This is a genomic window from Pseudomonas sp. SJZ103 (assembly GCF_007828335.1).
In the GTDB taxonomy this organism is placed as follows: Bacteria; Pseudomonadota; Gammaproteobacteria; order Pseudomonadales; family Pseudomonadaceae; genus Aquipseudomonas.
This window is the reverse complement of sequence record NZ_VIUN01000002.1, coordinates 237,782-262,964: the sequence shown is the minus strand read 5'-3', so window position 1 is coordinate 262,964 and position 25,183 is coordinate 237,782. Positions and strand designations below refer to the sequence as shown.

Below are 25,183 nucleotides of genomic sequence, written 5' to 3'. Positions count from 1 at the left end.
AAAATCAGGCGACGCTTTCGACCAATCGATGCCACAACGCGTAATACACACGACCGGATTTCTGCTCCCGGTGCAGGCGCCAGGCGCCCGGCAAGCCCAGGGTAGACGGCGCGGTCTCGCTTTCAGTGTAGACCCACGCATCCGGCGCCAGCCACTGGCGTTCTTCCAGCAAGGCGCACACGGTCGGCAGCAGGTTCTGGTTGAACGGCGGATCGAGGAACACCACGTCATAGGCGCTGGCAGCCTGGGTTTCCAGGTAGCGCAGGGCGTCGGCGGTCTGCACCTGGCCGTTGGTGCAGCGCAGGGTGCCCAGGTGTTCCTTGAGGCTGGACACCGCGACATTGCTGGCATCCAGCGCCTGGGCCTGGGCCGCTCCACGGGACAGCGCCTCCAGGAACAGCGCGCCACTGCCCGCGAACGGGTCCAGCACCTTGGCGCCGGCAATGTAAGGCGCGAGCCAGTTGAACAGGGTTTCACGCACGCGATCCGGCGTTGGGCGCAGGCCCACGACGTCGGGGAAGCTCAGCTTGCGGCTGCCCCATTCACCGCCAATGATGCGCAGTTGGCCCACACCGTTATGCACGTTGTGGACAGGTTTTTTCGGGCGAGATGAACTGGCCATTAATGCTCCGGAACCCCGAGCGGCTGCTCGGCAGGTTTATCAGTGGGGGGCGGTAGTGGCTTTTGCGCAGTCGTTGGGCCGGCGGTCACGATGACCATCTTGTCGGCGCTCAAGTGTTTGTTCAAGGCAGCCTTGACCTGCTCTACGGTCAGTGCCTGGGATTGTTTCATGAAATCTTCCAGATAGCTCAGCGGCAGGTTGTAGAAACCCATGGCGCCCAGCTGCCCGACGATATCGGCGTTGCTCGCAGTGGACAGCGGGAAGCTGCCGGCCAGCTCGCGCTTGGCGTCATCCAGTTCCTTTTGCGTCGGGCCGGTCTTGAGGTAGTCGGCCAGCACGTCTTCGACCAGGCGCAAGGTGCCGCCGCTCATTTCGGCGCGGGTTTGCAGGTTGATCATGAACGGGCCACGCACTTGCATCGGCGAGAAGCCGGAATACACACCGTAGGTCAGGCCACGTTTCTCGCGCACTTCGCTCATCAAACGGGTGCCGAAGCCACCGCCGCCGAGGATCTGGTTGCCCAGGGACAGCGCTGCGTAGTCCGGGTCGGCGCGGTCGATGCCCAATTGGGCGAAGAGCAGGTGAGTCTGTTTGGACGGGAACTCGATATGGCTCAGGCCGGGCTTCGGCTCGGTCGGCTGGGCGATTTTCGCCATGGCCGGGCCCTTGGGCAGCGAGGCCGACACTTTGGCGGTCATCGCTTCGGCTTCGGCGCGGGTCAAATCACCGACCACGGCAATCACGGCATTACCCGCCGCATAAGCCTTGGCGTGGAACGCCTGCAACTGTGCGAGGGTAATCTTCGGAACGCTTTCTGGCGTGCCTTCGCTCGGGTGAGCGTATGGGTGGTCGCCGTACAGGCGCTTGAACAGCTCCAGGCTCGCCAGTTTGCCGGGGTTCTGCTTCTGGTATTCAAAGCCGGCGAGGATCTGGTTCTTGATCCGCGCCAGGGAATCGGCGGGGAAGGTCGGTTTGCCGATCACCTCGTCAAACAGCGCCAGGGCGGCGTCGCGTTTAGCGCTGTCGCTGAGGCTGCGCAGGGACACCAGCGCCATATCGCGATAAGCGCCATTGCCAAAGTCGGCGCCCAGGCCTTCAAAACCACTGGCAATCTGGCTCACATCCTTGCCCGGCACGCCCTCATTGAGCATGGCGTTGGTCATCAGTGCCAGGCCCGGCACGTTGCCGTCCTGGCTGCTGCCGGCGGCGAACAGGATGCGCATGTCGAACATCGGCAGCTCATGGGCTTCGACAAACAGCACCTTGGCGCCTTCGGCGGTGGTCCAGGTTTGCACGTCGAGCTTGCGGTTGGTCGGCGCCTTGCCGTCAAGCTCCGCCAGGGATTGCAGTTTGTTGGCCGATTGCGCCTTGTCCAGCGCCTGGCTGGCGACGGACTCACTTGGGCGCAGGAAATACACGGCACTCGCTGCGACCAGGGTGACGACGATCAGGCCCGGCAGGATCAGGCGGCTGCTTTTGCGATCACTCATGAGCGGTCTCCTCAGGCAAAACATGGGCGACGCTCAGACGTTCGCGGGTGAAATAGGTGCGTGCGGCCTTCTGGATATCTTCCGGGGTCACGCTTTGCAGGTCGGCCAGTTCGGTGTCCATGAGTTTCCAGGACAGGCCCACGGTTTCCAGCGAGCCGATGGCCGTGGCCTGGCTGGTGATCGAGTCACGCTGGTACACCAGGCCGGCGATGACCTGGGCACGGATGCGTTCCAGTTCTTCGGCGGTCGGTGGCTTGGCCTTCAACTCTTCCAGCAGGCGCCAGAGGCCGGCTTCGGCTTGGGCAACGGTTTTTTTCTTTTGCTGGTTCGGAGTGGCCGAGAGGGTGAACAGGCTGTCACCGCGGGTATAGGCGTCGTAGTTGGTGGATGCGGCGGAAACCAGCTCTTCACCACGCTCCAACTGTTCGGAGATCCGTGCGCTGTAGCCGCCGTCCAGCAGGGCCGAGATCAGGCGCAGGGCCTGGACCGAGCGTTTGTCTTCGGCGGTGGCCAGGCCAGGTACGTTGAAGCCCAGGATCACGCTCGGCAATTGGGTCTGCACATGCATGGTCAGCAGGCGCTCGCCGGGCTCGGCCAGCTCCATCGGAATCTTGGCGGGCGGTACGTCACGCTTGGGGATCGGGCCGAAGTAGCGCTGGGCGAGGTTTTTCACCTCGTCCGGGGTCACGTCGCCGACTACTACCAGGGTAGCGTTGTTCGGCACGTACCAGGACTGGTACCAGTGGCGCAGTTCCTCAACCTTCATGCGGTCGAGGTCGGCCATCCAGCCGATGGTCGGTGTGTGGTAGCCGCTGGCCGGGAAAGCCATCGCCTTGAAGCGCTCGAAGGCCTTGGACATCGGGTTGTCGTCGGTGCGCAGGCGGCGTTCTTCCTTGATTACCTCGATTTCGCGGCTGAATTCGTCGGCCGGCAGGCGCAGGCTGGCCATGCGGTCGGCTTCCAGCTCAAAGGCAACGCCCAGGCGGTCACGGGCCAGCACCTGGTAGTAGGCGGTGTAGTCATCGCTGGTGAAGGCGTTTTCTTCGGCGCCCAGGTCCCGCAGGATCAGCGAGGCTTCGCCGGGGCCGACCTTGGCGCTGCCCTTGAACATCATGTGCTCCAGGGCGTGTGACAAACCGGTCTGGCCCGGGGTTTCGTAGCTCGAACCGACCTTGTACCAGACCTGGGAAACCACCACCGGCGCGCGATGGTCTTCGCGCACGACCACCTTGAGGCCGTTATCCAGGGTGAATTCATGGGTGGGTTGTGGGTCGGCAGCCAAGGCTGAAAGTGGCAGACAAACTGTGCTGAGCAGCAGGCCTGCGGCGTGGCGGGCTAGAGCATTCATTCGTTTTTAAACCTGTTGGGCTGCCCGCTTGGTCTTAGCGTCGGCGGGCGAGGAGGTGCTAGGATACTGATCCGACCTAGGGACGGCCACTATGGCTGTCTTGTTAAGGCCCTATTTAGGCCTTACAAAATGTTGCGCATGAACGAGCTGGCTAAAAAACAGTCTGTTACGCATCGAATTTTATTTACCGATGCGCCCCTTGGCGCGTCGCTACCTTGAGATAGCCGTCTCCATGTTTGGTTCCAACGACGACAAGAAGACCCCAGCTGCGGCTGGCGAGAAGAAAGGCCTGTTCGGATGGCTGCGCAAAAAGCCGCAGGAAACCGTCGCTGAACAGCCACAGGTTCAAGCTGAGCCGATCCCCGAGCCTATAGTAGAAGCCGAACCGATAGTCGAAGCGCCGGCGCCGGTCGTGTTGCCGATGGCTGAGCCGGTGTTGCAGCCGGTGGCCGAAGTGGTGCCGGAACCTGAGCCCGAGCATAAGCCGTGGCCGGAACTGCCGGTGGCAGAAGAGCCCGTGGCGCTGGTTGACGACGTGCAGGCCGAGCATGTGACGCCGCCGATTCCGGTGGTTATCGAGCCGGTTCCTGTCGTGATCGAAGAGCCTACGCCTGTAGCTGTGATCGAGCCGGCCCCCGTTGCGGTTGTCGCGCCAGTGGTTGAGCCGGCTCCCGTCGTGGTTGCCGCTCCCGCCGTTATCGAATCGCCCGTCGAGCCCGCGTCCGTCGCTCCTGTCGAAACCAGCAAGACCGGCTTCTTCGCCCGCCTCAAGCAAGGCCTGAGCAAGACCAGCGCCAGCATCGGCGAAGGCATGGCCAGCCTGTTCCTCGGCAAAAAGGTGATCGACGACGAACTGCTGGAAGACATCGAAACCCGTCTGCTGACCGCCGACGTGGGCGTCGAAGCCACCGCCGTGATCATCCAGAGCTTGACCCAGAAGGTCGCGCGCAAGCAGCTGACCGATGCCGACGCCCTCTACAAATCCTTGCAGGCCGAGCTGGCGGCGATGCTCAAGCCCGTGGAAGCGCCACTGGTGATCACCCCGAACAAGCCGTTCGTGATCCTGGTCGTGGGCGTCAATGGCGCCGGCAAGACCACCACCATCGGCAAACTGGCCAAGAAGCTGCAGTCGGAAGGCAAAAAAGTCATGCTCGCCGCCGGCGACACCTTCCGCGCCGCTGCCGTCGAGCAATTGCAGGTCTGGGGTGAGCGCAACAAGATCCCGGTCATCGCCCAGCACACCGGTGCCGATTCCGCCTCGGTGATCTTCGACGCCGTGCAAGCCGCCAAGGCTCGTAACATCGACGTGCTGATTGCGGATACCGCCGGTCGCCTGCACACCAAAGACAACCTGATGGAAGAGCTGAAGAAAGTCCGCCGCGTGATCGGCAAACTCGACGCAGACGCCCCGCACGAAGTGCTGCTGGTGCTGGACGCCGGTACTGGCCAGAACGCCATCAGCCAGGCCAAACAATTCAACCAGACGGTCCAACTGACCGGCCTGGCGTTGACTAAGCTCGACGGCACGGCCAAAGGCGGCGTGATCTTCGCCCTGGCCAAGCAGTTCGGGTTGCCGATTCGTTATATCGGAGTCGGTGAAGGCATCGACGACCTGCGCACCTTTGAAGCCGAACCCTTTGTACAGGCACTGTTTGCCGAGCGGGAGCGTTCATGATTCGATTCGAACAGGTCGGTAAACGCTATGCCAACGGGCATGTCGGCTTGCATGAGCTGAGCTTTAGAGTGCGTCGCGGCGAGTTCTTGTTTGTCACCGGTCACTCGGGGGCCGGCAAAAGTACGCTGTTGCGCCTGTTGCTGGCCATGGAGCGCCCAACCACCGGCAAATTGCTGCTGGCGGGCCAGGACCTGGCCACCATCAGTAATGCGCAGATCCCGTTTCTGCGCCGCCAGATCGGCGTGGTGTTCCAGAACCACCAGTTGCTGTTTGATCGTACGGTGTTCAACAACGTTGCCTTGCCGTTGCAGATTCTTGGATTGTCCAAGGCCGAAATCGTCAAGCGCGTGGATTCGGCCCTGGAGCGCGTGGCGCTGTCGGACAAGACCGACCTCTACCCCGGCGACCTGTCCACCGGCCAGCAACAGCGCGTCGGCATTGCCCGCGCGATCGTTCACCGCCCGGCCTTGCTGCTGGCGGACGAACCCACCGGTAACCTCGACCCGCGCCTGGCGGCCGAGATCATGGGTGTGTTCGAAGACATCAACCGTCTGGGTACCAGCGTACTGATCGCCAGCCACGACCTGGCGCTGATCGCACGTATGCGCCACCGCATGCTGACCCTGCAACGCGGTCGCCTGATCGGTGACGGGGAGGCTGGCGTATGAGTGCGACACGTAGCCCCAAGGTTTCCGAGCGCGTGGCGCCGAAACCGGCCGATCCGCAACCTAAAAAGAAAAAACACGACGACGATGACGGCCCGGACTTCAGCACCCTGCTGCGCGCCTGGATCGAAAGCCATCGCGCCAGCCTGCTGGACAGCCTGCGTCGCCTGGGCAAGCAGCCGATCGGCAGCTTTTTTACCTGCCTGGTGATGGCCGTGGCCCTGAGCCTGCCGATGGGCTTGTCGTTGCTGCTTAATAATGTCGAGCGCCTGGGTGGCTCCTGGCAGCGTGCGGCGCAGATTTCGCTGTACCTGAACCTGGATGCCAGTACCAAGGAAGGCGAAGCGCTACGGGACGATATCAAGAACATGCCGGGCGTCGCGGACGCCGAGTACGTCAGTCGCGACCAGGCCCTTGAGGAGTTCCAGCAACAGTCCGGCCTGGGCGAGGCGCTTAAGGAGCTGCCGCAGAACCCGTTGCCGGGTGTGGTCCTGGTGACGCCGAATGAAGTCGACAAGGCGGGCCTTGAAGCCCTGCGACAAAAACTCGCAGAGATGCCCAAGGTGCAACAGGCGCAACTTGATCTAGTCTGGGTAGAGCGCCTGGCGGCGATCCTCAAGCTGGGCGACCGCTTTGTGTTCGGCCTGACGGTGCTGTTGGTGTCTGCATTACTTTTGGTGATAGGTAATACCATTCGTCTTCATATTGAAAACCGTCGCACCGAGATAGAAGTGATTAAACTGGTCGGCGGCACGGACAGCTATGTGCGTCGGCCTTTTCTGTACATGGGCGCGCTTTATGGCCTGGGTGCGGGGATTTTGTCCTGGGGCGTGCTGGCGTTCGGTCTGAACTGGCTGAACGACGCAGTCGTTGGGCTTGCCGGCTTGTATGGCAGTGATTTTGCCTTGGCCGGGGTACCGGTGGCCGATGGTCTGTCGCTCTTGCTTGGCGCGGTATTGTTGGGTTATATCGGTGCCTGGATTGCGGTCGCACGGCATTTACGTGAGCTGGCACCGAAGTAGTTAATGTCAGATTAATGTGGTTTCGTTTGTATTGACCGTATCAGAGGTTTAGGGAACTTGTCCTACGGTTCCCGGTCAATTTTCGCAGTGCTGAACTGCACGAGTTATGTGAGTCGGAGGTTTTTTCGTATGACCACTTCTTTGCAACCTGCTTATGCCTTGGTCCCGGGTGCGAACCTGGAAGCCTATGTGCACACGGTCAACAGCATTCCATTGCTGACCCCCGAGCAGGAGCGTGAACTGGCCGAGAGTCTCTACTATGAGCAGGATTTGGGGGCGGCTCGGCAGATGGTGCTCGCCCACCTGCGTTTTGTCGTACATATCGCCCGTAGCTATAGCGGCTACGGCCTGGCCCAGGCTGACCTGATCCAGGAAGGCAACGTCGGCCTGATGAAGGCTGTAAAGCGCTTCAACCCTGAGATGGGCGTGCGCCTGGTGTCGTTTGCCGTGCACTGGATCAAGGCGGAAATCCACGAGTTCATCCTGCGCAACTGGCGCATCGTGAAAGTCGCGACCACCAAGGCCCAGCGCAAGCTGTTCTTCAACCTGCGCAGCCAGAAAAAACGCCTGGCGTGGCTGAACAACGAGGAAGTCCACCGCGTGGCCGAAAGCCTCGGCGTGGAGCCCCGTGAAGTGCGCGAGATGGAAAGCCGCCTGACCGGCCATGACATGGCCTTCGACCCGGCCGCGGAAGCGGACGACGACAGCGCTTTCCAATCGCCGGCCAACTACCTGGAAGACCACCGGTACGACCCGGCGCGTCAACTGGAAGATGCCGACTGGAGCGACAACTCCAACCACAACCTGCACGAAGCGCTGGAAGTGCTGGACGACCGCAGCCGTGACATCCTCTACCAGCGCTGGCTGGCGGAAGAAAAAGCTACGCTGCACGACCTGGCACAGAAGTACAACGTGTCGGCCGAGCGGATTCGTCAGCTTGAAAAGAGCGCGATGAACAAGCTGAAACTATCCATCGCTGCTTAAAAGTGTGGGAGGGGGCAAGCCCCTCCCACATTTGTTTTGTGTTGTATCAGTCGGACCAAGGCGCTTTGCGAGAGTTGTTCAGTTCCACCAGATAACCATCCCCACCCAACTGGCTCATCTGCTGGCGAATCCACGCCGCTCGCCGCGCCACGTACGCGGTCGGATGACTGGCACTCCACACCCGAGGGTTAGGCAACACCGCCGCCAGGTAGCTGGCCTGCTGCCGGGACAATCCCTTGGCACTCACGCCAAAGTGATGTCGCGCAGCCGCTTGCGCGCCAAACACGCCTTCATCCCATTCCACGCTGTTGAGGTACACCTCAAGAATCCGCTGCTTGGGCCAAAACACCTCGATCAGCGCGGTAAACCAGGCCTCCAGGCCTTTGCGCAAATAACTGCGACCCGCCCACAGGAACAGGTTTTTCGACACCTGCTGGCTCAGCGTACTCGCGCCACGGATCGAACCTCCGCGTTCGTTGTGCAGGAGCGCCGCCTGGATGGCGCCGAAATCAAAGCCCCAATGCTGCGGGAAGCGCTGGTCTTCACCGGCCATCACCGCCACTTTCAGGTCGTCGGAGATTTCTTCCCACGGCACCCAGGTGCGTTGCAGGTCAATGGGTTCGCCGTCGAACCAGGATTCGACTTTGCGCTCCACCATCAATGCGGTGAAGGGCGGCGGGACGACACGGAACAGCAGCACCAGCAGAACACTGCCAATGGCAAACCATTTCACGACGTTGAGAAAGCGTTTGAAGAGGACACGCAGCATAGAGATGGCTTGGCCGAACCCGTTGAGCGGGCCATTATACAGACCCTGCCCAATGAGTCTGACTGGAGTTCCTCATGTTGCGTAGCTTTCTGATGCTGGCTGCCTTTTTCGGCTTCACCGGTGTCGCCCTCGGTGCGTTCGCCGCCCATGGCCTGAAAAGCCGCCTGAGCGCCGAGTACCTGGCGATCTTTCACACCGGCGTGACCTATCAGTTGGTGCACACCCTGGCGCTGTTCGGCGTAGCGCTGCTGCTGGCGCATATTCCGGGGCGCCTGGTGACGTGGGCAGGCGTGTCCTTTGTCGTCGGTATCCTGCTGTTCTCCGGCAGCCTGTACGTGTTGACCACCACGGGGATCAGCAAACTCGGCATCATCACGCCCTTCGGCGGATTGGCGTTCCTGCTGGGTTGGTTCTTCCTGGGCTTGGCTGCCTGGCGCTTGCAGCTGACCGCTTGACGCTTGGAGCTGACCTTCAGGTCCCAATCGAGCTAGAATGCTGGCCCCTAAAATCGATGGCGGCCCGTGGCATGCGCATTCAGTTGAACGGCGAATCCCTTGAACTGCCCGACGGTGAAACCGTTGCGGCCCTGCTGACCCGCCTGGACCTGACCGGGCGTCGCGTCGCAGTGGAACTCAACCTGGATATCGTCCCGCGTAGCCTGCATGCCGAGACCGCGCTCACCGACGGTGACCAGGTAGAAGTGGTCCACGCCATCGGCGGCGGCTAGTCCTGCACGTTTATGTAGCCCCGGATTCTGCAGAACCTCACCCCATTTCGAGGATTTCCCATGAGCATCGTTCGTAGCGACAAGCCCTTCGTCCTGGCCGGTCGTACCTACCAGTCCCGTCTGCTGGTCGGCACCGGCAAGTACCGCGACATGGAAGAAACCCGCCTGGCCATCGAAGCCTCGGGCGCCGAGATCGTGACCTTTGCCGTGCGCCGCACCAACCTCGGCCAGATCGAAGGCGAGCCGAACCTGCTCGAAGTGCTGTCGCCGGATCGCTACACCTTCCTGCCGAACACCGCCGGTTGCTACGACGCCGTCGAAGCCGTGCGCACCTGCCGCCTGGCCCGTGAACTGCTCGACGGCCACAACCTGGTGAAGCTGGAAGTGCTGGCCGACCAGAAAACCCTGTTCCCAAACGTGATCGAAACCCTCAAGGCCGCTGAAACCCTGGTCAAGGAAGGTTTCGACGTGATGGTCTACACCAGCGATGACCCGATCATCGCCCGCCAACTGGCCGAAATCGGCTGTATCGCCGTGATGCCACTGGCCGGCCTGATCGGTTCCGGGCTGGGCATCTGCAATCCGTACAACCTGCAGATCATCCTCGAAGAAGCCAAGATCCCGGTACTGGTGGACGCCGGTGTCGGTACCGCTTCCGACGCCACCATCGCCATGGAACTGGGCTGCGACGCGGTGCTGATGAACTCGGCCATCGCCCACGCCCAGCAACCGGTGCTGATGGCCGAAGCCATGAAACACGCCATCGTCGCCGGCCGCCTGGCCTACCTCGCCGGGCGCATGCCGAAAAAACTATACGCCAGCGCCTCTTCGCCGCTGGATGGTCTGATCAAGTAAGAGCCATTGATGACTGAATCAAACGAAACGCCGAACACCGTGGAAGAAGGCGACGAGTCCAAGCACCGCCGCATCAAGAGTTTTGTGATGCGCGCCGGCCGCATGACCGAAGGCCAGCAAAAAGGCCTGGAGCAAGGTACGCCGCTGTTCGTCCTGCCCCTGGCCGACGCGCCGGTGGACTATGACCAGGTGTTTGGTCGTTCGGCCCCGCGGTCCCTGGAAATCGGTTTTGGCATGGGGCACTCCCTGCTGGAAATGGCGGCGGCCTCGCCGGAACAGGATTTTATCGGCGTGGAAGTCCACCGCCCGGGTGTCGGCGCGCTGCTCAATGGCGTTCTGACTCAAGGCCTGACCAACCTGCGGGTTTATGACTGCGACGCGATCGAAGTGCTCAACCGCTGCATCGCCGACAACAGCCTCGACCGCCTGATGCTGTTTTTCCCCGATCCATGGCACAAGAGCCGTCACCACAAGCGCCGCATCGTCCAGGCCTCCTTCGCGGAGCTGGTGCGCAGCAAGCTGAAAGTCGGCGGTATCCTGCACATGGCCACCGACTGGGAACCGTACGCCGAATACATGCTGGAAGTGATGGACGTTGCCCCTGGCTACCGCAACCTGGCGGAAGACGGCAAATGCGTACCGCGCCCGGCCGAACGCCCGATCACCAAGTTCGAGCGTCGTGGCGAGCGACTCGGGCATGGGGTTTGGGATTTGAAGTTCGAGAAGCTGGCGTAACTCGCCACTGACTTGAAATGCAATTCAATGTGGGAGGGGGCTTGCCCCCGATAGCGGTGGATCAGTCACTTTGATGTCGACTGACCCTCAGCTATCGGGGGCAAGCCCCCTCCCACAGTTGTTTTGTGTTGGATTTGAGGTCAGCGGCGATCGGCGACGACGCCAATCAACACCAGCACCACCACCAGCACCGGCGCCAGGCTGTAGTTATTGAACTGGCTCAACCCCCGCACAATCCACGGCGTGGCGTAGATCAGCGCCGCACCGCTGCCGATCATGCACAGCAGGGCCATCAACGGTACGCGCAACGCGCCGGCAACGCTGCCCAGGCGTGCTTCGACCCAGCCCTTGATGTCGGCGCCAAACAGCACCAGCAAACAGCCCACAAGGGCCAGGGAGATTTCCGACAGGTTGCTGCGGCTCCAGCGGGATACGGTGGCGAGCAGGTCGAGTACCAAATCCATTCGATTTCCTTAGAGCGATCAGCTCAAAAACTTCTGCAACAGGTCATTGAGAAAGAGTTGCCCGCGATCAGTGGCCGCCAGGCGTGACGGTTCGACCTGCATTAAGCCACTTTGTTCTGCCTCGCGCCGCGCCTCGTCAAGGCTCGCCAGATCGAGGCCGGTGCGCTCGGCGTAGAGCGTGGCGTCGACGCCCTCGGTGAGGCGCAGGGCGTTCATCAGGAACTCGAACGGCAGCTCTTCGTTGGTCAGCTCCTTCGCCCCGGCCTGGAAGCTTTTGGCCGGGTTGAGGTAGTCCTTCGGCGCGCGGGTCTTCCAGGTGCGCACAATGCGCCCGTCGGGGTGGCTGAGCTTGCCGTGGGCGCCGGCGCCGATGCCGATAAAGTCGCCAAAGCTCCAGTAGTTGAGGTTATGTCGCGCCGGGCGCCCGGGTTGGGCGTAGGCCGACACTTCATATTGTGCGTAACCGTGTTCGGCCAGCAGCGCCTGGCCAGCTTCCTGGATGTCCCACAGGGTGTCGTCTTCCGGCAGCGCGGGCGGCTGGTTCCAGAACACGGTGTTGGGTTCCAGGGTCAACTGGTACCAGGACAGGTGCGTCGGCTTCAGTGCGATGGCCTGGCGCAGGTCGCTCAACGCGTCCTCCAGGGACTGATCGGGCAAACCGTGCATCAGGTCCAGGTTGAAGTTATCGAACCCGGCCTGGCGTGCCATCCCGGCGGCGCGTACGGCCTCGTCGCCGTTGTGGATGCGACCCAGGGCCTCGAGCTTTTCCTGCTGGAAGCTCTGGATGCCGATGGACAGCCGATTGATCCCCAGCGTGCGGTAAGCGACGAACTTTTCTTGCTCGAAAGTACCGGGGTTGGCTTCCAGGGTGATCTCGATGTCGCCGGCAAACGGGATGCGTGCTTCCACGCCTTTGAGCAATCGGCCCAGCGCCGCAGCGCTGAACAGGCTTGGCGTGCCGCCGCCGAAGAAGATCGAACTCAGTTCGCGCCCATACACCGCGTGCAGGTCCTGATCGAGGTCGGCCAGCAAGGCGTCGACATACTCTTCTTCCGGCAGCACCTTGCTGGCGGTGTGGGAGTTGAAGTCGCAGTAAGGGCATTTGCGCACGCACCACGGAATGTGGATATACAGCGCCAGGGGCGGCAGCACCGGCATGGCCGCCCGTGGTGTTTGCGAGCCACCGTGGATCAGCGGCTGCGCGGAGGTGTTCCGGGTCATTTCAAGCCCAGGCGCTGGCGCAGCAAATCCATTGCGCGGGCGCGGTGGCTGATCTGGTTCTTGTCGGCCGGGCTCAATTCGGCGCTGGAGACATTGCGTTCCGGCACCCAGAACAGCGGGTCATAACCAAAACCGTGCTCGCCACTGGCTGCATGCAGGATGCGCCCGTGCCACAGGCCTTCGCAGAGGATCGGCAGCGGGTCATCGGCATGCCGCACCAAGGCCAGCACGCAGACGAACTGCGCGCCACGCATCGCATCCGGCACATCCTTGAGGGCGTCCAGCAGCTTGGCATTGTTGGCCGCGTCGCCCTTGCCATCGGCATAACGCGCCGAGTAGATGCCCGGCGCGCCGCCGAGGAAGTCCACCGCCAGGCCAGAGTCATCGGCCAGCGCCGGAAGGCCCGAGATGCGTGCGGCATTGCGCGCCTTGAGGATGGCGTTCTCGACGAACGACAGGCCGGTCTCTTCCGGCTCCACCTGGCTGAACTCGCCGATCGAGCGCAACTGCACGGAGTCGCCGAGCATTGCCTGGAGTTCTTTGAGCTTGCCGGCGTTATGGCTGGCCAGTACGAGTTGAGTAAGGTTCATCATTCCGCCGGAAACAGTTCCTGGTTGAATTGGAAGCTATGGGCTTTGCCGCCGGTTTCAACATTGATGGTAAACGTCTTGTATTCCCGCTGTGTCACAGAGTACGGCGCGAGGTAATTAATCCCGCCTTTCTCGTCGATTTGCTTGAACGTCAAAATCTCGCTCTTGCCGCCCAGGTCCTTGATGGTGCCTGTCACCTGAGCTGCCACCGGGGTTACGCCCTTGATCACGGTCACATTGATCAAGCCTTTCTCCTTGCTGCGCACCACGCCAACTTTCTGGGCGGTTTCCGGCTGCAGGAAGCTGGAGGTGAAGGTGTTGTAATGAACGGTGATATCACCGAAGTCTTTCTTGCGATTAGCGTCGATAGTGTCCGCCGCCATGGCGCTGGCGCCCAGGCATGCAGTCAGTAGAAAAATGGCCAAGCGACTCATGATCGTCCCTCTTGAAAATGATTAGACGGCAATCTTGTGATCCGTCAGGCCAGGGCTGCTGACCCGGTAGATACCAATTTCGCCCAACAGATTGGGCCATAGCTTACTTGCCCAGCCGTGACGGTGCTGTTGATCGACGGCCAGGCGGTTGATCACCTTGGCTTCACGCTCACCACACAGGGCTTCGAAGTCTTCGAAAGTACAGAAGTGGATGTTCGGCGTGTTGTACCAGGTGTACGGCAGGAAATCCGAGACCGGCATACGGCCCTTGGTCGCCAGGTACCAGCGGCAGCGCCAGTGCCCGAAGTTGGGGAAGGTGATGATGCACTGGCGGCCCACGCGCAGCATTTCGTCGAGAATGCGGTCCGGGTAGTGCACCGCTTGCAGGGCCTGGGTCATCACCACGATGTCGAAACTGTTGCTGGCAAAGTTGCCCAGGCCCTTGTCCAGGTCCTGTTCGATCACGTTGATGCCCTTGGCCACGCACTGGGCGATATTGTCCGGGTCGTTTTCCAGGCCATAGCCGGTGACTTGCTTGTTGTCCCGCAGCCAGCTCAGCAGTTCGCCATCGCCGCAGCCCAGGTCAAGCACGCGGCTGCCGGCGGGGATCCAGTCTTGGATGATGTCCAGGTCGGCTCTCATGGCGTTCTCACAAAGTAATTCGGTTCATGTAGTTGCTGAACGCTTGCAGGTAACGCGGGATCGGGATCAGGAAGGCGTCATGGCCTTGCGGAGCGTCGATCTCCAGGTAGCAGACGTCTTTTTTCGCAGCCATCAAGGCATCCACCAGCTCTCGGGAGCGGGCCGGCGAGAAGCGCCAATCGGTGGTAAACGACATGACGCAGAACTTGGCCGTGGCGCCCTCGAAGGTTTTCGCCAGGTCGTCGTCATGGTTGGCTGCCGGGTCGAAGTAGTCCAGAGCCTTGGTCATCAGCAGGTAGGTGTTGGCGTCGAAACGCCCCGAGAACTCCTCGCCCTGATAACGCAGGTAGCTTTCCACCTGGAACTCGACGCTGTGGAAGTCGTAGTTGAGCTTCTCGCTCTTGAGGCCACGGCCGAATTTCTCGCCCATGGAGTCATCGGACAGGTAGGTGATATGCCCGACCATCCGTGCCAGCATCAAGCCGCGCTTGGGGATCACACCGGCTTCCTGGAACGAACCGCCGTGGAATTCGGGATCGGTGAGGATGGCCTGGCGCGCCACTTCGTTGAAGGCGATGTTCTGCGCCGACAATTTGGGGGCCGAGGCGATGGCCAGGCAATGGCGCACGCGATCCGGGTAGGTGATGGTCCATTGCAGGGCCTGCATGCCGCCCAGGCTGCCGCCGATCACGGCGGCCCACTGCTGGACGCCCAACAGGTCGGCGAGGCGTGCCTGGCTGTGCACCCAGTCTTCCACGGTGAGTACCGGGAAATCGGCGCCGAACGGCCTGCCGGTTTCCGGGTTGAGGCTGCTGGGGCCGGTGGAGCCGTTGCAACCACCGAGGTTATTCAGGCTGACCACAAAGAACTTATTGGTGTCGATGGGCTTGCCGGGGCCGATGCAACTGTCCCACCAGCCGGGCTTGCGCTCGTCAACGCTGTGGAAACCAGCGGCGTGATGATGGCCGGAGAGGGCGTGGCAGATCAGCACGGCGTTGCTCGCCGTGGCGTTCAGTTGGCCGTAGGTTTCATAAATCAGGTCATAGGCAGGCAGCGAACGACCACAGGCCAAGGCCAGCGGTTCGCTGAAGTGCGCCACTTGGGGCACGACCAGTCCAACAGAATCGGGGGGAAAGGCAGTTGGCATCGACCCTGCTCTCGTTTAAATGAGGCGTAAGTCTAAAGACCGATGCATCCAGCGGCAAGCAAAGGCCAAATGTGGGAGGGAGCAGGTCGAATCGTCCCACCACCCCCCCCCTGCATTTGCTCCGCCTGTCAGATCAGCCCGAACAGTAACTTGGGCATGTTCGCGAAGTCAGCCAGGTACGGGATTCCCCAGCCCTGTATCAGCTGGATCGCGATAAACGCGAAGATCGGCGAAATATCCAGGCCGCCGAGGTTGGGGACCCAGCGACGGAACGGCGCGAGCACCGGCTCGGTGATCTGAGACACCAGCTCGGCACCTGGGCTACGGCTACCCGGTGCGACCCAGGACAGGATCACGCTGATGATCATCGACCAGAAGATGATCTTCAAAAACAACGAGAAGAGCCCGATCAGTGCCCATGGCAACAGCAGCACGGTGTAAGGCAGGTAGCCTTTGAGCATCAGGACCAGCGCGAACAGCAGAATCTGCAGCAGCAATGCCAGTACCAGCGACGACATGTCCAGGCCGAACATGCTCGGGACCACCCGACGCAGGGGCTTGAGCAGCGGTTGCGTGGCCTTCACCACGAATTGGCACAGCGGGTTGTAGAAGTTTGCCCGCACCAATTGCAGGATAAAACGCATCAGCACGATCAGCAGGTACAGGCTGCCCAAGGTCTGGATGATGAAGATGACGGCGTCATTGAGTCCAAGCATCATTTATTCCTTCGTAGGGGTACGACTATTTGCCCAGCTGCTCGGCCATTTCAGCCGAACGATGTGCTGCGGCACCCAGTGCTTTTTCCACCAGGGCTTCAAAGCCCCCGGCCTGGAATGATTCGATGGCAGCCTGCGTGGTGCCGCCCGGGGAGGTGACGCGACGGCGCAACTCGGCAGCGTCCACCTCACTGGAGACGGCCATTTTCGCGGCGCCCAGGGCGGTTTGCTCGGCCAGTTGCTCAGCGACTTGCTGTGGCAGGCCGAGTTTTACGCCGGCGGCGGTCATGGCTTCGATCAGCAGGAAGAAGTAAGCCGGGCCGCTGCCCGAGACGGCGGTGACCGCGTCCAGTTGCTGCTCCTGTTCGAGCCACAGGGCAATGCCCACGGCGGACAGCAGTTCCAGGGCCTGGGCACGCTGTTCGGCGGTCACCTCGTGGGTGGCATACAAACCGCTCACGCCCTGGCGCAGCAGCGCCGGGGTGTTGGGCATGCAGCGTACGATCGGCTGGGCACCGAGCCAGTTGTTCATGCTGGCGCAGGTGATGCCGGCGGCGATCGACACCACCAGTTGGTGCGGCTGCAGGCTTGGGCGCAGGCTTTCGCACACAGCCTTCATGGCCTGTGGCTTGACCGCCAGCACGATCACATCGACACCTTGTATGGCTTCGGCGTTATCGGCGAAGGTTTCGATACCGTGCTCGGTGCTGACGCGGGCACGGGTCTCGGCGCCCGGGTCGCTGGCGCGGATCTGCGCGGCGTCCAGACCCTTGGCCCGCAGGCCACCGATCAGGCTGGCCGCCATGTTGCCGGCGCCGATAAAGGCAATACGCGTGTTGCTCATGACAGGTCCTTACTTAGATGGATGTCAGCCATTTCATGGCTGGCCGTAGTCGCGGGCGCCAAACAGGGCGGTACCGATCCGCACCCAGGTGGCGCCTTGGGCGATGGCCGACTCAAGGTCGTGGCTCATGCCCATGGAAAGAGTGTCGAGCGGCAGGTTCAGGCTGTTTTGCAGGTCGCGCACGCGGGCGAACGCTGCATCTTGCTCGGCCCGGTCTTCCGTCGGCTCGGGAATTGCCATCAAGCCCCGCAGCGTCAGGCGCGGCAGGGCGCTGATGGCATTGGCCAGGGCCGGCAGGTCGGCGGGTGTGCAGCCGGACTTGCTGGCTTCGCCACTGACATTGACCTGGATGCAGATATTCAGCGGCGGCAGGTCGGCCGGGCGTTGCTCGGACAGGCGTTGTGCAATTTTGAGGCGGTCCACGGAATGCACCCAGGCGAAGTGCTCGGCGATGGCACGAGTCTTGTTCGATTGAATGGGGCCGATGAAGTGCCAACTCAAGGGCAGGTCGGTTAATTCGGCCTGTTTGCCCAGGGCTTCCTGCAGATAGTTTTCGCCAAAATCACGCATCCCGGCGGCATAGGCTTCGCGCAGGGCTTGGGCGGGTTTGGTCTTGCTCACGGCCAGCAGGTGGATGCTGTGTGCGTCACGTTGCACGGCGTCGGCTGCGGCGCGGATGCGCTGGCTAACCTGGCCGATATTGTCTGCTATCGTCGACATTCAAGATGCGCCCGTGGATATGGAGTCCGCGGCATTCTACTGGAAATGGAAAGCCCTATGGATATCACTGAATTACTGGTGGCCGGCGTGCGTCGCGGCGCCTCCGACCTGCATTTGTCGGCCGGTGTGGCACCCATGCTGCGCATTGACGGTGAGGTCTGGCCGTTGGATTGGCCGGTGCTTTCACCCCCGCAAGTGGCGGATTTATTGAGCCCGCTGCTCAACCGCTACCAACAAAAGGATTTCGAAACATCTCTTGAAACGGATTTTGCCTTCGAGCTGCCAGGCGTGGCGCGGTTCCGGGCGAATGTGTTCCAGCAGGATCGCGGCATGGGTGCGGTGTTTCGCACCATCCCGGCCGAGGTCCAGAGCCTGGAAAATCTCGGCCTGGGGGAGGTGTTCCGGCGTATCGCCCTGCTTCCGCGCGGCCTGGTGCTGGTGACGGGCCCCACCGGCTCCGGCAAGTCCACTACCCTGGCGGCGATGATCGATTACCTCAATCAGCATCGGCGCCAGCACATCCTCACGCTGGAAGACCCCATCGAATTTATCCACACGCCGAAAATCGCCCTGATCAACCAGCGGCAGGTTCATCGCGACACCCATGGCTTTTCCACCGCGTTGCGCTCGGCGTTACGGGAAGATCCGGATGTGATCCTGGTGGGCGAGTTGCGCGACCTGGAAACCATCCGCCTGGCCCTGACGGCCGCTGAGACCGGACATCTGGTATATGGCACCCTGCACACCACCTCGGCGGCAAAGACCGTGGACAGGCTGGTGGACGTGTTCCCTGCGGGGGAAAAGGCCATGGTCCGCTCGATGCTGTCGGAGTCGTTGCAGGCGGTGGTGTCTCAGGTACTGGTCAAGAAGGTTGGCGGCGGGCGGGTGGCGGCCCATGAAATCATGCTGGGTACGCCAGCCATTCGAAATTTGATCCGCGAGGACAAGGTGGCGCAGATAGTCTCGGCGATTCAGACCGGCGGTGCGCTGGGCATGAAGACGCTGGATATGAGCTTGAAGGCGTTGGTCACGGAAGGCGTGATCAGCGGGGACGAGGCGCGGGAGAAGGCAAGGGTGCCTGGGGATATCTGAGGGTTTGTGGACGACACAAATCAAATGTGGGAGGGGGCTTGCCCCCGATAGCGGTGGATCAGTCAGCGTATCTGTACCTGACCCACTGCTATCGGGAGCAAGCCCCCTCCCACATTTACTGCTGCATTTCAGCTGAAGATCAGCGTTGCACGATCCGCAGGTTGCTGTTCTGCTCTTTCGGCAGAACCCGCTTGGCAATCACGTAGTTCTTGTTCCAGAACGGCTTTTTCAGCGTGTCGATACTGACCGACTTGCCACGACGTGGTGCGTGGATAAAGCGGTCGTTGCCCAGGTAAATGGCAACGTGGTTCACCTGGCGGCTCTTCAGTTTGAAGAACAACAGGTCACCCGGTTTCAGGTCCTTGCGATCAACCTTCTGCCCATGGCCGGCGGCCATGGCGTTGGAGGTGCGCGGCAGATCCACGGCGGCTACGTCGTTAAACGCATATTTCACCAGGCCACTGCAGTCGAACCCTTTACTTGGGCTGCTGCCGCCCCAACGATAAGGAGTACCCAGCACGTTTACGGCGCGGCTGAGGACGGTGCTGCTCTGCTTGGTGTTGACTGCCATCAGGCCTGGAACTGCCTTACCGTGGGCCTTGCTCAGTTGAGTCGGGCGGCTGATGGTCGGCTTTGCCGATTTGGCGTTGCTTGGCGTGCTGTGGACTTTAGGGGTGAAACCGTTGACGTTTGGAAGTCGTTGCTCACGATTGGTGGCGTGGGCGGCCAGTGGCATTAATAGGCAAATGGTTAGCCATGTCTTGAAAAATGGTCGCATTAGGCGTGGCTCTTATGGGTTTGCGCGCAACTTTATAACAGCTTTTTGTGTCGTTCTCAGGCCGTTTGTCGACTGAACCTTGGGGTCAAACTCAGGAAAAATGCGACGATTCGCCGCGATTGTCCTACACAAGTCAGGTGGCATAAGGCTTTCAGGGGAGGGAAGATACCATTTGCCGTACGTCGGGCGCCTGTAAAAAAGTCACAAAGAAAGTGAAAAAATTTATCTATCGAAGCAAATGAGGTACTCCATGAACACCTATCAACAGGTTGGTCCGCAGCAAGACACCCACAGCAAGGTGATCGGTTACCTGCTCTGGATTTTCGGGTTTACCGGGGCCCATCGCTTCTATTACGGCAAACCGGTGACCGGCACGATCTGGTTTTTCACCCTGGGTTTGCTTGGGATCGGCTGGCTGATCGACCTGTTCCTGATCCCGGCCATGGACCGAGAAGCGGACCTGCGTTTTACCGCTGGCCCTATCGAATACAACGTCGCTTGGATTCTGTTGGCGTTTCTGGGGGTATTCGGCGTGCACCGCATGTACCAGGGCAAATGGGTCACCGGACTGATCTACCTGCTGACCGGCGGTTTGTTCCTGGTGGGGGTGCTGTATGACTTCTGGACGTTGAATACCCAGGTTTCGATCCGCAATGCCGAGCGCAATGGCGGCCGGTAGATCATAAAAACTGTAGGAGCGAGCAAGCTCGCTCCTACAGTTTTTATGGCTCAAGCCTGGTAGCTGATGCGCCCATCCACCAAGGTGTAGCGCACGCTCGCCGGCAGGTTATGGCCGATGAACGGGCAGTTCTCACCTTTGGACAGCCAGTGCTCCCCGGCAACCGTGGAACCGGCCGGGTCAAACAGCACCAGGTCTGCCGCCGCACCTACCGCCAGTTTCCCCGCCGGCAGGCGCAAGGCCTTGGCCGGGCCGGTGCTCAGGCGTGCCAGCAGCGTCGGCAAGTCGAGCAAACCGTCTTCCACCAACGTCATCGCCAGTGGCAGTAAAAGCTCCACGCTGCTGATGCCCGGCTCTGTCGCGCCAAACGGTGCCAGCTTGGCATCCCGCTCGTGGGGCTGGTGGTGGCTGGAAATCGCCGAGACCACACCGGATTTGACTGCCGCACGCAAACCGTCACGATCGGCCTGTGTGCGCAGCGGCGGTTGTACGTGGTAAAGGCTGGAGAAGTCGATCAGCGCCTCGTCCGTCAGCAGCAATTGATACAACGCCACGTCCGCCGTCACCGGCAGGCCACGGGCCTGGGCCTGGGCGATCAGGGCCACGCCCCGGGCGCTGGTCAGCTGGCTGAAGTGCGCGCGCACGCCACTTTGTTCCACCAGCAGCAGGTCACGGGCCAGGGCTACGGTTTCAGCGGTTTCCGGAATGCCCGGCAAGCCGAGGAAGCTGGCGACCGCACCTTCATGGGCCAGGCCGCCTTCGGCCAGGTCGCGGTCCTGGGAGTGGAAGATCACCGTCAAGTCGAAGGTGGCCGCATATTCCAGGGCGCGGCACAGGGTGCGGGTGCTGCGGAAACTCTCCAGGCCGTTGCCGAACGCCACGCAACCGGCGTCGCGCAAGGCAATCAGTTCGGCGAGTTGTTCGCCTTCCAGGCCTTTGCTCAGGGCGCCGATGGGAAACACTTTGCAATTGCCGGCTTCGCGCGCACGGTCGAGGATCAGCTCGGTCACGGCCGATGTGTCGAGCACCGGTTTGGTGTGCGGTGGGCAGCACAGGCTGGTGACGCCACCGGCTGCGGCCGCGCGGGTCTCGCTGGTGATATTGCCTTTGCGGCTGTAGCCCGGCTCGCGCAGGGCGACGTTCAGGTCCACCAGTCCAGGTGCGGCCACCAGACCTTTGGCATCGATCGTCTCGCTGGGGCTGAAATCACGGGGGGCGGCGCCGATGGCGATGATCTTGCCGGCTTCCAGATGCAGATCGGTAATGTGATCCAGGCCGCTGGCCGGATCGATGACTCGGGCGCCGAGAATGCTGAGCTTCACTGGGCCTTCTCCTGCTCGAATTGACGTTGCGCGGTTTGCCCGCTCATGGCCATGGACAACACCGCCATGCGCACGGCGATGCCATACGTGACCTGGTTGAGAATCACCGACTGGTTACCGTCGGCCACCGCCGACTCAATCTCCACGCCTCGGTTGATCGGCCCCGGGTGCATCACGATGGCATCCGGCTTGGCGCCGGCCAGGCGTGCGGTGGTCAGGCCGAACAGGCGGTAGAACTCGCCCTCGCTCGGCAGCAGACCCCCCGACATGCGTTCGCGCTGCAGGCGCAGCATGATCACCACGTCCACATCCTTGAGGCCTTCGGTCATGTCGGTGTAGACCTTCACGCCGTATTGCTCGACGCCGATGGGCAGCAGGGTTTTCGGCGCGATCACGCGAATGTCCGGGCAACCCAGGGTTTTCAGGGCCAGCATGTTCGAGCGTGCCACCCGCGAATGCAGGATGTCGCCGACGATGGCCACCGAAAGGTTTTCAAAGCTGCCCTTGTGCCGACGAATGGTGAGCATGTCGAGCATGCCCTGGGTCGGGTGGGCGTGACGGCCGTCGCCGCCGTTGATGATCGCCACCTGCGGGCATACATGCTCGGCAATGAAGTGGGCGGCACCGGAGTCGCCGTGGCGCACCACGAACATGTCGGCGGCCATGGCTTCCAGATTGCGCAGGGTGTCGAGCAGGGTCTCGCCCTTGCTCGCCGACGAGGTGGACACGTTTAACGTGATCACGTCGGCCGACAGCCGTTGGGCCGCCAGTTCAAAGGTGGTCCGTGTACGGGTGGAGTTCTCGAAGAACACGTTGCAGATGGTCTTGCCGCGCAGCAGCGGGACTTTCTTCACCGCCCGGCCGCCCACTTCGAGGAACGAGTCGGCGGTGTCGAGGATTTCGGTGAGCAGTTCGCGGGGCAAACCGTCGAGGGACAAGAAGTGTTGCAACTGGCCCTGAGCATTGAGCTGCAGCGGGCGCTTGGCATCTAGAGGCGTCATCGCGGGGACTCTTTACAAGGCGGTTTAAAGGGCAAGGTCTTGCAGTTCGAGTTCGAGCGGCGTGGGACCGGACAATTTTACTCGCTGGCTGGCCTCAAGGGACAGCGTGGCGCCAACCACGTCCGGGCTGATAGGCAGTTCGCCTGCCTCCAGGTCCAGCAGACAGACCAGGGTGATGCTGGCGGGGCGCCCGTAATCGAACAATTCATTCATGGCGGCGCGGATGGTACGGCCGCTCATCAGCACGTCGTCGATCAGCACCAGGTGCTGGCCTTCAATCTCGAACGGCAGGGCGGACGGGCGCACTTGTGGGTGCAGGCCGTTCTGGCTGAAGTCGTCGCGGTAGAAGGACACGTCCAGGGTACCCAAGGGTGAGTCGCTGCCCAGTTCTTCCAGCAACGCTTGGGCGACCCACACACCGCCGGTGCGAATACCGATAAAGCGCGGTTCGCTGATGCCACGGTGTTCCAGGTGCGTCTTGAGGCTAACCGCCATCTGGCGGATCAGTTCGGCGGGGTTTGGCAGACTCATGGTGGCTCCTTCAAGGCCTTGCGCGGCGGGGCGACGACAAGGTCCGGGCTCAAACGTAAGAAGACGCGGCAAGCCGCGTCAGTCAGGATTCAAATAAAGCAGTGTTTTCATCCAGCCAGCCTTGCAACAGCAAGGCGGCGGCAATGGCGTCCACCGGGTTGTCGCGGTAACTGCCCTTCTGGCCGCCACGGTCGCGGCGCTCGCCCTTGGCTTCAAAGGTGGTCAAGCGTTCATCGTGGGTATAGAAGGGCAGGTTGTAGCGGCCGTTAAGGCGGCGGGCGAACTTTTCGGCGCGCAGGCACATGTCGCTGGGGGTGCCGTCCATGTTGAGGGGCAGGCCGACCACCACGGCGTCGGGCTTCCACTCTTTAATGAGGGCTTCGACCTGGTTCCAGTCCGGTATGCCGTTCTGGGCCTTGAGGGTGCACAGCTCGCGGGCCTGGCCGGTGATCACCTGACCGACCGCTACGCCGATCTGCTTGGTGCCGTAGTCAAAGCCGAGGATCAGACGCAAGGCCATCAGGCGTGCCCCGCCTGGCTGGTCAGCAGGCTGAGGTTGACCCGCAGCTTGGCCGCGGCGGCTTCCAGGCGCAATTCGCTTGCGGTGTTGAACAGGATGTCGGCATCGAACGGGCAGGTCAGCCAGGCATTGCTGGCCAGTTCGGCTTCCAACTGCCCGGCTTCCCAGCCGGCGTAACCCAGGGTGATCACACTTTGCTCAGGGCCCACACCGTCGGCGATGGCGAACAACACGTCCTGGGAGGTGGACAGTGAGACCCCGTCCAGGTCCACCGTGGCCTGGAACTTCGGCCCGGTCGGGTGCAGCACAAAGCCGCGATCGGTCTGCACCGGTCCGCCGATGTAGATCTGTACGCCCTGGCAACGGGCCGGTGGGTCGACCTCCGGGCGCAGTTGTTCAAGGATATCGGCCAGGTTCAGCGCCTGCGGGCGGTTCACCACCAACCCCATGGCACCATTGGCCGTGTGCTCGACGATGTAGGTCAAGGTCTGCGCAAAGTTCGGGTCGGCCATATGGGGCATGGCGATCAGGAATTGGTGCTTGAGGTAGGTCGGGCTGACATTTTTCATGTCCGCTAGTGTGGCGTTGGAGGGGCGAACTGACAAGCTGGACGTGACCCGAATACAGTGCTGTCGGTTTTTCTGTAGGAGGGCGCTTTCAGTTGCTGGAGAGGCGGTCACCCTTGGCAAACTTCCAGGTGCGGATGATTTCCAGGCGGTCCACATCGTTCAAGTCCCCGGTAAACGGGGCAAAGGGCGCGGCCAGGCGCACGATGCGTTGGGCGGCCTGGTCCAGCAGGGGCTGACCGGACGACTCCAGCACCTGCACTTCATATAACGTACCGTCGCGGTTGATCGACACCAATAGGCGTAAATTGCCGTAAATCTGCTGGCGCCGTGCCTCTTCCGGGTAGTTGAGGTTACCGATGCGCTCGACCTTCTTACGCCACTCGTCCTTATACCAGGCGCCCTTGTCACGCATGGTCGAGGCCGCGTTCAAGCGATAGATGCGCGGACGCTTGGCATAAAGCTGTTGTTCATGGGCCAGTTCGGCCTCCAGGCTGGAAATTTCGTCAGACAGTGTCGAGCTATCGAACGTCGGCGCCGGCTTCACGGGCTCCGGCTGCGGCTCGGTCTTGGTTTTCTCGCGCTGGACCGGGGCTTTTTGCGGCTTGGGTGCGACCGTGGTCACCGTGGGCTTGGGCGTGGCCTGTTTGACTTCAGGCTTGGGCGCCGGCGGCGGTGTGACCTTATTGACCTTGTTGTCCTGGAAAGGCGCCACTTCGGTAGTCTTGGGAATCGCCTTTTTGTCCAGGGTGCCACTGCCCTGTTGGTTGTCCTGGGCAAGAAAATCCGCCTTCTCGGGCTTCTTTTCACTCTTGAACGTGGCGAGGGTGATTTCCAGGGTCTTGGTGATCTGCTTGGGCTCGACCATGGTGAAACCCACGCCGAGGATCAATGCCAGGTGAATCAACGCGGCCAGGAACAGGGTAAATCCGAGCCGATCAGCCGGGCGCACGCCGCTGTGGGAGAGTTCGGGGGGCAGATCGGACGGGAGTGTCATGACAAGAAAACCAACATCGCGCGTTTC

Annotated in this window: 30 protein-coding genes; 10 read left to right on the top strand and 20 right to left on the bottom strand. The window is 61.6% G+C overall.

From position 1 onward, the window contains the following. Positions 1-4: 4 nt before the first annotated feature. Genes rsmD through FBY10_RS06445 form a run of 3 tightly spaced genes read right to left on the bottom strand, consistent with a single transcriptional unit; the run spans position 5 to position 3,460 of the window. A complete protein-coding gene (rsmD, locus tag FBY10_RS06455; RefSeq protein WP_145336908.1) occupies positions 5-622 on the bottom strand; it encodes a 16S rRNA (guanine(966)-N(2))-methyltransferase RsmD in 618 nt (205 codons plus the stop codon). Next, positions 622-2,112: a pitrilysin family protein gene (locus FBY10_RS06450; RefSeq protein ID WP_145336907.1), complete on the bottom strand. Its 1,491-nt coding sequence runs from the start codon at positions 2,110-2,112 to the stop codon at positions 622-624. Before FBY10_RS06450 ends, rsmD begins: the two co-directional genes overlap by 1 nt. Continuing rightward, positions 2,105-3,460: a pitrilysin family protein gene (locus tag FBY10_RS06445; RefSeq protein ID WP_131697515.1), complete on the bottom strand. Its 1,356-nt coding sequence runs from the start codon at positions 3,458-3,460 to the stop codon at positions 2,105-2,107. Before FBY10_RS06445 ends, FBY10_RS06450 begins: the two co-directional genes overlap by 8 nt. Positions 3,461-3,692: 232 nt before the next feature. Between FBY10_RS06445 and ftsY the strand changes: the two genes are divergently transcribed. The 4 genes from ftsY to rpoH all read left to right on the top strand — a co-directional run bounded on the left by ftsY (position 3,693) and on the right by rpoH (position 7,806). Continuing rightward, positions 3,693-5,135, top strand: coding sequence for a signal recognition particle-docking protein FtsY (gene ftsY / locus FBY10_RS06440; protein ID WP_145336906.1), 1,443 nt, complete (start codon positions 3,693-3,695; stop codon positions 5,133-5,135). Beyond that, positions 5,132-5,803 (top strand): cell division ATP-binding protein FtsE, encoded by a 672-nt coding sequence (gene ftsE / locus FBY10_RS06435; protein ID WP_003234627.1) that lies wholly within the window; start codon positions 5,132-5,134, stop codon positions 5,801-5,803. Before ftsY ends, ftsE begins: the two co-directional genes overlap by 4 nt. Then, positions 5,800-6,822 carry a permease-like cell division protein FtsX gene (gene ftsX / locus FBY10_RS06430; RefSeq protein ID WP_065923857.1) on the top strand — a complete coding sequence of 341 codons (1,023 nt, stop codon included), beginning with the start codon at positions 5,800-5,802 and terminating at the stop codon, positions 6,820-6,822. Before ftsE ends, ftsX begins: the two co-directional genes overlap by 4 nt. A 129-nt stretch (positions 6,823-6,951) precedes the next feature. Further along, positions 6,952-7,806 (top strand): RNA polymerase sigma factor RpoH, encoded by an 855-nt coding sequence (gene rpoH, locus FBY10_RS06425; RefSeq protein WP_003176698.1) that lies wholly within the window; start codon positions 6,952-6,954, stop codon positions 7,804-7,806. A gap of 46 nt (positions 7,807-7,852) precedes the next feature. Here rpoH and mtgA read toward each other — a convergent pair whose 3' ends face one another. After that, positions 7,853-8,575: a monofunctional biosynthetic peptidoglycan transglycosylase gene (gene mtgA / locus FBY10_RS06420; protein WP_131697513.1), complete on the bottom strand. Its 723-nt coding sequence runs from the start codon at positions 8,573-8,575 to the stop codon at positions 7,853-7,855. A gap of 74 nt (positions 8,576-8,649) precedes the next feature. Here mtgA and FBY10_RS06415 point away from each other — a divergent pair, with 74 nt between their 5' ends. From FBY10_RS06415 to trmB, 4 genes are all read left to right on the top strand, one after another. Further along, complete coding sequence (locus FBY10_RS06415; RefSeq protein WP_131697512.1) at positions 8,650-9,030, top strand: DUF423 domain-containing protein; 381 nt, start codon at positions 8,650-8,652, stop codon at positions 9,028-9,030. 71 nt (positions 9,031-9,101) lie between these two features. Continuing rightward, entirely contained in the window at positions 9,102-9,302 is a 201-nt protein-coding gene (gene thiS, locus FBY10_RS06410) for a sulfur carrier protein ThiS (RefSeq protein WP_167656957.1), read from the top strand. A gap of 60 nt (positions 9,303-9,362) precedes the next feature. Continuing rightward, complete coding sequence (locus FBY10_RS06405) at positions 9,363-10,157, top strand: thiazole synthase (RefSeq protein ID WP_131697510.1); 795 nt, start codon at positions 9,363-9,365, stop codon at positions 10,155-10,157. Positions 10,158-10,166: 9 nt separating this feature from the next. Further along, positions 10,167-10,892: a tRNA (guanosine(46)-N7)-methyltransferase TrmB gene (gene trmB, locus FBY10_RS06400; protein WP_131697509.1), complete on the top strand. Its 726-nt coding sequence runs from the start codon at positions 10,167-10,169 to the stop codon at positions 10,890-10,892. Positions 10,893-11,032: 140 nt separating this feature from the next. On the opposite strand, the gene FBY10_RS06395 is transcribed toward trmB, so the two are convergent. The 9 genes from FBY10_RS06395 to FBY10_RS06355 all read right to left on the bottom strand — a co-directional run bounded on the left by FBY10_RS06395 (position 11,033) and on the right by FBY10_RS06355 (position 17,670). Next, complete coding sequence (locus FBY10_RS06395; RefSeq protein WP_010207241.1) at positions 11,033-11,356, bottom strand: DUF3392 domain-containing protein; 324 nt, start codon at positions 11,354-11,356, stop codon at positions 11,033-11,035. An 18-nt stretch (positions 11,357-11,374) separates the two neighbouring features. Continuing rightward, complete coding sequence (gene hemW, locus FBY10_RS06390) at positions 11,375-12,514, bottom strand: radical SAM family heme chaperone HemW (RefSeq protein WP_218571034.1); 1,140 nt, start codon at positions 12,512-12,514, stop codon at positions 11,375-11,377. A 59-nt stretch (positions 12,515-12,573) separates the two neighbouring features. Then, the gene (gene rdgB / locus FBY10_RS06385) at positions 12,574-13,170 is read right to left on the bottom strand and encodes an RdgB/HAM1 family non-canonical purine NTP pyrophosphatase (protein ID WP_008434161.1); all 597 of its coding nucleotides are present in this window, start codon (positions 13,168-13,170) and stop codon (positions 12,574-12,576) included. After that, positions 13,167-13,601, bottom strand: a complete 435-nt coding sequence (locus tag FBY10_RS06380) for a DUF4426 domain-containing protein (RefSeq protein ID WP_027606095.1) — start codon at positions 13,599-13,601, stop codon at positions 13,167-13,169. Before FBY10_RS06380 ends, rdgB begins: the two co-directional genes overlap by 4 nt. A gap of 21 nt (positions 13,602-13,622) precedes the next feature. Next, positions 13,623-14,243: a methionine biosynthesis protein MetW gene (metW, locus tag FBY10_RS06375; protein WP_017735309.1), complete on the bottom strand. Its 621-nt coding sequence runs from the start codon at positions 14,241-14,243 to the stop codon at positions 13,623-13,625. Positions 14,244-14,250: 7 nt separating this feature from the next. Continuing rightward, positions 14,251-15,390 (bottom strand): homoserine O-acetyltransferase, encoded by a 1,140-nt coding sequence (locus tag FBY10_RS06370; protein WP_145336904.1) that lies wholly within the window; start codon positions 15,388-15,390, stop codon positions 14,251-14,253. A 128-nt stretch (positions 15,391-15,518) separates the two neighbouring features. Next, the gene (locus FBY10_RS06365; RefSeq protein ID WP_131697506.1) at positions 15,519-16,106 is read right to left on the bottom strand and encodes a YggT family protein; all 588 of its coding nucleotides are present in this window, start codon (positions 16,104-16,106) and stop codon (positions 15,519-15,521) included. 25 nt (positions 16,107-16,131) lie between these two features. Continuing rightward, the gene (gene proC, locus FBY10_RS06360; protein ID WP_131697505.1) at positions 16,132-16,950 is read right to left on the bottom strand and encodes a pyrroline-5-carboxylate reductase; all 819 of its coding nucleotides are present in this window, start codon (positions 16,948-16,950) and stop codon (positions 16,132-16,134) included. A gap of 33 nt (positions 16,951-16,983) precedes the next feature. Continuing rightward, on the bottom strand, positions 16,984-17,670 hold the full coding sequence (locus FBY10_RS06355; RefSeq protein ID WP_145336903.1) for a YggS family pyridoxal phosphate-dependent enzyme: 687 nt from the start codon (positions 17,668-17,670) through the stop codon (positions 16,984-16,986). Positions 17,671-17,727: 57 nt separating this feature from the next. On the opposite strand from FBY10_RS06355, the gene FBY10_RS06350 reads away from it, so the two are divergent. Further along, entirely contained in the window at positions 17,728-18,762 is a 1,035-nt protein-coding gene (locus tag FBY10_RS06350; RefSeq protein ID WP_145336902.1) for a type IV pilus twitching motility protein PilT, read from the top strand. A 139-nt stretch (positions 18,763-18,901) separates the two neighbouring features. On the opposite strand, the gene FBY10_RS06345 is transcribed toward FBY10_RS06350, so the two are convergent. Next, on the bottom strand, positions 18,902-19,540 hold the full coding sequence (locus FBY10_RS06345; RefSeq protein WP_145336901.1) for a C40 family peptidase: 639 nt from the start codon (positions 19,538-19,540) through the stop codon (positions 18,902-18,904). Positions 19,541-19,790: 250 nt separating this feature from the next. Between FBY10_RS06345 and FBY10_RS06340 the strand changes: the two genes are divergently transcribed. Next, entirely contained in the window at positions 19,791-20,219 is a 429-nt protein-coding gene (locus FBY10_RS06340; protein WP_131697501.1) for a TM2 domain-containing protein, read from the top strand. 50 nt (positions 20,220-20,269) lie between these two features. Here the strand turns inward: FBY10_RS06340 and FBY10_RS06335 are convergent, their stop codons facing one another. The 6 genes from FBY10_RS06335 to FBY10_RS06310 form a co-directional block, all read right to left on the bottom strand. Further along, positions 20,270-21,541 (bottom strand): dihydroorotase, encoded by a 1,272-nt coding sequence (locus FBY10_RS06335; RefSeq protein ID WP_145336900.1) that lies wholly within the window; start codon positions 21,539-21,541, stop codon positions 20,270-20,272. Continuing rightward, positions 21,538-22,542, bottom strand: coding sequence for an aspartate carbamoyltransferase catalytic subunit (locus FBY10_RS06330; protein WP_131697499.1), 1,005 nt, complete (start codon positions 22,540-22,542; stop codon positions 21,538-21,540). The genes FBY10_RS06335 and FBY10_RS06330 overlap by 4 nt, the downstream gene beginning before the upstream one ends. A gap of 24 nt (positions 22,543-22,566) precedes the next feature. Beyond that, a complete protein-coding gene (gene pyrR, locus FBY10_RS06325; RefSeq protein ID WP_131697498.1) occupies positions 22,567-23,073 on the bottom strand; it encodes a bifunctional pyr operon transcriptional regulator/uracil phosphoribosyltransferase PyrR in 507 nt (168 codons plus the stop codon). 82 nt (positions 23,074-23,155) lie between these two features. Continuing rightward, positions 23,156-23,593 (bottom strand): Holliday junction resolvase RuvX, encoded by a 438-nt coding sequence (gene ruvX / locus FBY10_RS06320; RefSeq protein ID WP_005792259.1) that lies wholly within the window; start codon positions 23,591-23,593, stop codon positions 23,156-23,158. Then, positions 23,593-24,162, bottom strand: a complete 570-nt coding sequence (locus tag FBY10_RS06315) for a YqgE/AlgH family protein (RefSeq protein ID WP_090401661.1) — start codon at positions 24,160-24,162, stop codon at positions 23,593-23,595. The genes ruvX and FBY10_RS06315 overlap by 1 nt, the downstream gene beginning before the upstream one ends. An 88-nt stretch (positions 24,163-24,250) precedes the next feature. Next, complete coding sequence (locus tag FBY10_RS06310; RefSeq protein WP_131697497.1) at positions 24,251-25,156, bottom strand: energy transducer TonB; 906 nt, start codon at positions 25,154-25,156, stop codon at positions 24,251-24,253. Positions 25,157-25,183: the final 27 nt, after the last annotated feature.

Bases quoted from the DNA above. Each gene is read 5' to 3' on its own strand.
- ruvX (WP_005792259.1), bottom strand. From the start codon at position 23,593: ATGGCCTTGCGTCTGATCCTCGGCTTTGACTACGGCACCAAGCAGATC.
- FBY10_RS06315 (WP_090401661.1), bottom strand. From the start codon at position 24,162: ATGAAAAATGTCAGCCCGACCTACCTCAAGCACCAATTCCTGATCGCC.
- FBY10_RS06365 (WP_131697506.1), bottom strand. From the start codon at position 16,106: ATGCTTGGACTCAATGACGCCGTCATCTTCATCATCCAGACCTTGGGC.
- ftsX (WP_065923857.1), top strand. From the start codon at position 5,800: ATGAGTGCGACACGTAGCCCCAAGGTTTCCGAGCGCGTGGCGCCGAAA.
- ftsY (WP_145336906.1), top strand. From the start codon at position 3,693: ATGTTTGGTTCCAACGACGACAAGAAGACCCCAGCTGCGGCTGGCGAG.
- mtgA (WP_131697513.1), bottom strand. From the start codon at position 8,575: ATGCTGCGTGTCCTCTTCAAACGCTTTCTCAACGTCGTGAAATGGTTT.
- FBY10_RS06415 (WP_131697512.1), top strand. From the start codon at position 8,650: ATGTTGCGTAGCTTTCTGATGCTGGCTGCCTTTTTCGGCTTCACCGGT.
- trmB (WP_131697509.1), top strand. From the start codon at position 10,167: ATGACTGAATCAAACGAAACGCCGAACACCGTGGAAGAAGGCGACGAG.
- pyrR (WP_131697498.1), bottom strand. From the start codon at position 23,073: ATGAGTCTGCCAAACCCCGCCGAACTGATCCGCCAGATGGCGGTTAGC.
- FBY10_RS06395 (WP_010207241.1), bottom strand. From the start codon at position 11,356: ATGGATTTGGTACTCGACCTGCTCGCCACCGTATCCCGCTGGAGCCGC.
- metW (WP_017735309.1), bottom strand. From the start codon at position 14,243: ATGAGAGCCGACCTGGACATCATCCAAGACTGGATCCCCGCCGGCAGC.
- FBY10_RS06450 (WP_145336907.1), bottom strand. From the start codon at position 2,112: ATGAGTGATCGCAAAAGCAGCCGCCTGATCCTGCCGGGCCTGATCGTC.
- hemW (WP_218571034.1), bottom strand. From the start codon at position 12,514: ATGCCGGTGCTGCCGCCCCTGGCGCTGTATATCCACATTCCGTGGTGC.
- thiS (WP_167656957.1), top strand. From the start codon at position 9,102: ATGCGCATTCAGTTGAACGGCGAATCCCTTGAACTGCCCGACGGTGAA.
- FBY10_RS06310 (WP_131697497.1), bottom strand. From the start codon at position 25,156: ATGACACTCCCGTCCGATCTGCCCCCCGAACTCTCCCACAGCGGCGTG.
- FBY10_RS06380 (WP_027606095.1), bottom strand. From the start codon at position 13,601: ATGAGTCGCTTGGCCATTTTTCTACTGACTGCATGCCTGGGCGCCAGC.
- FBY10_RS06370 (WP_145336904.1), bottom strand. From the start codon at position 15,390: ATGCCAACTGCCTTTCCCCCCGATTCTGTTGGACTGGTCGTGCCCCAA.
- FBY10_RS06405 (WP_131697510.1), top strand. From the start codon at position 9,363: ATGAGCATCGTTCGTAGCGACAAGCCCTTCGTCCTGGCCGGTCGTACC.
- proC (WP_131697505.1), bottom strand. From the start codon at position 16,950: ATGAGCAACACGCGTATTGCCTTTATCGGCGCCGGCAACATGGCGGCC.
- FBY10_RS06350 (WP_145336902.1), top strand. From the start codon at position 17,728: ATGGATATCACTGAATTACTGGTGGCCGGCGTGCGTCGCGGCGCCTCC.
- FBY10_RS06445 (WP_131697515.1), bottom strand. From the start codon at position 3,460: ATGAATGCTCTAGCCCGCCACGCCGCAGGCCTGCTGCTCAGCACAGTT.
- FBY10_RS06345 (WP_145336901.1), bottom strand. From the start codon at position 19,540: ATGCGACCATTTTTCAAGACATGGCTAACCATTTGCCTATTAATGCCA.
- FBY10_RS06330 (WP_131697499.1), bottom strand. From the start codon at position 22,542: ATGACGCCTCTAGATGCCAAGCGCCCGCTGCAGCTCAATGCTCAGGGC.
- rsmD (WP_145336908.1), bottom strand. From the start codon at position 622: ATGGCCAGTTCATCTCGCCCGAAAAAACCTGTCCACAACGTGCATAAC.
- rpoH (WP_003176698.1), top strand. From the start codon at position 6,952: ATGACCACTTCTTTGCAACCTGCTTATGCCTTGGTCCCGGGTGCGAAC.
- FBY10_RS06340 (WP_131697501.1), top strand. From the start codon at position 19,791: ATGAACACCTATCAACAGGTTGGTCCGCAGCAAGACACCCACAGCAAG.
- rdgB (WP_008434161.1), bottom strand. From the start codon at position 13,170: ATGATGAACCTTACTCAACTCGTACTGGCCAGCCATAACGCCGGCAAG.
- ftsE (WP_003234627.1), top strand. From the start codon at position 5,132: ATGATTCGATTCGAACAGGTCGGTAAACGCTATGCCAACGGGCATGTC.
- FBY10_RS06355 (WP_145336903.1), bottom strand. From the start codon at position 17,670: ATGTCGACGATAGCAGACAATATCGGCCAGGTTAGCCAGCGCATCCGC.